Source organism: Allostella sp., from assembly GCF_041913585.1.
Classification (GTDB): domain Bacteria; phylum Pseudomonadota; class Alphaproteobacteria; order ATCC43930; family Allostellaceae; genus Allostella.
In genome coordinates this window covers 1-4,129 of record NZ_JAYSFE010000221.1, presented here as the reverse complement: position 1 = coordinate 4,129, position 4,129 = coordinate 1, and the positions used below count along the sequence as shown (strand labels likewise).

General features: G+C 71.6%; 5 protein-coding genes. All 5 read right to left on the bottom strand.

Features of this window, described 5'->3' with window-relative positions:
* Positions 1–457: TRAP transporter large permease subunit (locus ACE3Q3_RS23250; protein WP_374450056.1), on the bottom strand; the 457-nt coding region annotated here is incomplete at its 3' end.
* Complete coding sequence (locus ACE3Q3_RS23245; RefSeq protein ID WP_374450053.1) at positions 454–957, bottom strand: TRAP transporter small permease; 504 nt, start codon at positions 955–957, stop codon at positions 454–456. The genes ACE3Q3_RS23245 and ACE3Q3_RS23250, both read right to left, overlap by 4 nt.
* 64 nt (positions 958–1,021) lie before the next feature.
* The gene (locus ACE3Q3_RS23240) at positions 1,022–2,050 is read right to left on the bottom strand and encodes a DctP family TRAP transporter solute-binding subunit (RefSeq protein WP_374450051.1); all 1,029 of its coding nucleotides are present in this window, start codon (positions 2,048–2,050) and stop codon (positions 1,022–1,024) included.
* A 29-nt stretch (positions 2,051–2,079) separates the two neighbouring features.
* Complete coding sequence (locus ACE3Q3_RS23235; RefSeq protein WP_374450049.1) at positions 2,080–3,048, bottom strand: alpha-ketoacid dehydrogenase subunit beta; 969 nt, start codon at positions 3,046–3,048, stop codon at positions 2,080–2,082.
* The coding region (locus ACE3Q3_RS23230; protein ID WP_374450048.1) for a thiamine pyrophosphate-dependent dehydrogenase E1 component subunit alpha at positions 3,045–4,129 on the bottom strand (1,085 nt) is incomplete at its 5' end. The genes ACE3Q3_RS23235 and ACE3Q3_RS23230, both read right to left, overlap by 4 nt.

The following is a 4,129-nucleotide window of genomic DNA, read 5'->3' as shown; positions in this document are numbered from 1 at the left end:
GCGGGATCAGGATCGCGGTCGAGCCGGCGGCGGCGATCAGGCTGGCGGTGAAGGCACGCGGATAGCCTGCCCGGGCCATGCCGGCAGTCATCACCGTCGCCACCGCCGCGGCATCGGCCGGCCCCGAGCCCGAGATCCCGCCCATGACCATGCAGACGAGGACGGCGACGACGCCGAGCGCCCCGCCGCGCTGCCCGACCAGCGCCGTCGCCAGGGTGACCAGTCGTGCCGCCACGCCCGAGCGCTCGAAGATGAGGCCCGCCAGGATGAAGACCGGGATCGCCAGCAACGGATACTTGGCGATGCCGGTATAGGTATTGGTCGGCACCGACATGATGCCGAGCCCGGCATGGGCGATGACCCCCGCGGCGACCAGCCCGAGCGAGACGGCGATCGGCACGCCCGCCAGCATCAGGGCGAAGAAGCCGACGAGCAGCAGGATGGTGTCGAGGCTCATCGCATCCGCCAGATGCGGATCGCCCGGCCGACGAGGCGCAGCACGATCACCGCCGAGAGGATCGGCAGCCACATCGTGTAGAGGAAGCTCGGGATGCCGAGCCCCGGCGAGGTCTCCTCGAAGCGGTACTCGTCCCACGCCAACCGGCCGCCGAGGCGAACCAGGAGTGCGAACATCAGGATGCAGGCGGCGACGACGAAGAGCTCGGCCCGGCGCCGCGCCGCGGGCGACAGGCGGTCGAGCAGGAACGTCACGCGGATATGCCGGTCGCCGGTGAAGGCGACGGCGCTGCCGAGCAGCGCCACGATCACCATCAGGGCGATCGAGTACTCCTCGGTGAAGGCGAAGGAGATGTTGGTGAGGTAGCGGACGACCACGTTGCCGAAGGTGATGAGGCAGAGGGCGGCCATGGCGGCCGCCATCAGCGCCTCCTCGATCCGCACCGGAACGCGGGGTTCGGCCTCGGCCGGCGTCTCCGCCGGCTGTTCGTGCTCGGTCATCGCGGGGTTGGCGGTCGGCGACCCGCCGGCCCCGGCCGTGAGCGGCCGGGGTCGGCGGACGGCATCAGCGCTTGGCGACCGACTCTTCGGCCATCTTCACGAGGTCGGGCCCGATCTGCTTCGTCCACTTCTCGTAGACCGGCTTCGTCGCCGCCTGGAATGCCTTGAGCTCGGCCGGGGAGAGGCGGGTGATGGTCACGCCCAGCCCGGCGATCTCCTTCAGCGTCGCATCGTCACCCGCCACGATCCCCTTGCGGGCGGCGACGATGTTCTCCTTCGCCGCCTGCTCGGCCGCCTCGCGGACGATCTTCTGGTCCTCGGGCTTCCAGCTCGCCCAGACCTGCTTGTTGACGACGAAGATCAGCGGGTCGGCGACGTAGCCCCACAGCGTGACGTACTTCTGGCCGACCGTGTGCAGCTTGGCGACGGTGAAGATGGTGAGCGGGTTCTCCTGCCCGTCGACGGCGCCGGTCGACAGCGCCGGCTGGGCGTCGGCCCAGCTCATCTGCGTCGGGTTGGCGCCGAGCGCGGAGAAGGTGTCGTTGAAGAGCGGCGAGCCGACGACGCGGAACTTCAGGCCCTTCATGTCGTCGGGCGTCCGGATCTCGCGCTTGGAGTTCGTCACCTCGCGGAAGCCGTTCTCGCCCCAGGCCAGCGGAACGACGTCGCGCGCGGCCAGGAGTTCGAAGATCTTCTTGCCGACCGCCCCCTGGGTCAGGGCGTCGATCGCCTTGTAGTCCGGCATCAGGAAGGGCATCGAGAACAGGTTGAGTTCCTTGACCTGGGGCGACCAGTTGATGGTCGACCCGATCGCGATGTCGATCGTGCCCTGGCGGAGTGCGGTGAACTCCTTGGTCTGGTCGCCGCCGACCAGGCTGGTACCGGGATACATCTTGATGTTGATCCGGCCCTGCGTGCGCTCGCGCACGAGATCGCCCCAGCGCTCGCCGGCGATGCCCCAGGGGAACGGCTTCCCGACGACGGTCGAGAGCTTGTACTCGGCCTTGTAGGACTGGGCCGCGGCCATGCCAGCCGTCAGCGAGACCGCGAGCGCGCCCGCCGCGGCGAAGAGCCATCTCCGTGACATCGTCATGGTGTCCTCCTCCCGATCTTGTTGTGTGTTCATACCATCGCGCGAGCGGCGGCCGCCACCTGCGCGGGAACGATCCGGCTCGTCGCCTCCAGGACGGGGGCATAGGCGACCGGAATGCGCGGGGCGCCGAGCCGGCGGACCGGCGCTTTCAGCGCCCCGAACAGCGCCTCGCCGACGGTCGCCGCAATCTCGCCGCCGAAGCCGCCCGCCTGCACCGCCTCGTGGACGACGAGGCAGCGCCCGGTGCGGCGCACCGAGTCCAGGACCATATCCCGGTCCCAGGGCCACAGGGTCCGCAGGTCGATGATCTCGAGCGACGGCGCGCCGGGCTCGGCCGCGGCCGCCTCGCACACCTGGACCATGCGCGACCAGGTGACGACCGTCACGTCGTCGCCGCGGCGGACCAGCCGGCCCTCGCCGAGCGGCACCAAGCCGCCCGCCGCGTCCTCCGCCACCTCACCCTCGGCCGGCCAGAGATCCTTGTGCTCCATGTAGACGACCGGATCGTCGCAGCGGATGGCGGATTTCAGCAGGCCGTAATTGTCGGCCGCCGTCGCCGGCGCGACCACGACGAGGCCGGGAACGTGGGTGTACCAGGCCTCCAGCGACTGCGAATGCTGGGCGGCCGACGACCGCCACATGCCGATCGGCTGGCGGACCACCAGCGGCACCCGCCCCTGGCCGCCGAACATGTAGCGCGCCTTGGCCGCCTGGTTGACGAGTTCGTCGACGGCACAGAGCGCGAAGTCGGAGAAACGCATCTCGACGACCGGCCGGCTGCCGACCATGGCGGCGCCGACGGCGGCCCCCATGATCGTCGCCTCCGAGATCGGGGTGTCGGCGATGCGGGCCGGACCGAACTCCTCGGCGAGGCCGCGGTACTGGCCGAAGACGCCGCCGCGGCCGAGATCCTCGCCCAGGGCCCAGACCCGGCCGTCGCGGCGCATCTCCTCGGCCAGCGCCAGCCGCGCGGCGTCGAGGTAGCTCAGCATCGTCATCGCGGCGCCTCCGCCCCGGCGACGGGGCGCATGTCGACGTCCTGCACGTCGGTCCAGGCCAGGGCCGGGCCGGGATGCGGCGCGGCGAGCCCATCGGCGACCGCACGCGCCACTTCGGCCTCGGCCTCCGCGCGGACCCGGTCCAGCTCCGCCGCGGCGACGCCGTCGAGCGCCAGCAGGTCGCGGCAGCGGCGGAGCGGCTCGTCGTGCCAGCGTTCCTCGACCTCGGCCGCCGGACGGTAGGGCGCGGCATCGACGGCGGTATGGCCGCGCAGGCGGTAGGTGCGGGCGTGCAGGAACTGCGGCCCCGCGCCGGCGCGCACCTGCGCCACGAGGGCGGCCGCCGCGGCGTCGACCGCGACGACATCGTTGCCGTCGACCGGGGTCGACGGAATGCCGAGGCTCTCGGCGCGGGCGCCCGGCCCCGGGCCGGCCGTCACCGAGCGGGTCCGGGTGGTGGCGGCGAAGCCGTTGTCCTCGCAGACGAAGAGGACCGGCAGGTCGAAGACCTTGGCCCAGTTCAGCCCCTCCAGGAACGGGCCGCGGTTGACCGCGCCGTCGCCGAAGAAGCAGACGACGATGCGGCGGTCGCCCGCCAGCTTCATGGCGTGGGCGGCGCCGACGGCGATCGGGATGCCGGCGCCGACGACGCCGTTGGCGCCCAGCATGCCGACCTGGAAGTCGGCGATGTGCATCGACCCGCCCTTGCCCTGGCAGGAGCCGCTGGCCCGTCCGAAGAGCTCGGCCATCATGGCTCCCATGTCCGCGCCCTTGGCGAGCGTGTGCCCGTGGCCGCGATGGTTGCTGGTGATGAAGTCCCCGCGATCGAGATTGGCGCAGACGCCGGAGGCCACCGCCTCCTGGCCGATCGAGAGATGGACCGCGCCTTTGACATGGCCTTCCCGGAGCGCCCGGTCGGCCGCCTCCTCGAAGGCGCGGATGCGCGTCATGGTCCGGTAATGGCCGAGGATGCGGGCACGGTCGAGATTGCCCCGGACGGCGCCGGTGGCGTCGGCGCGCGCTTCCCCCGGCCGGTCGACGAGCGGTTCCGGCATTCCCTCCTCGATTTCGCTGAGGCAAG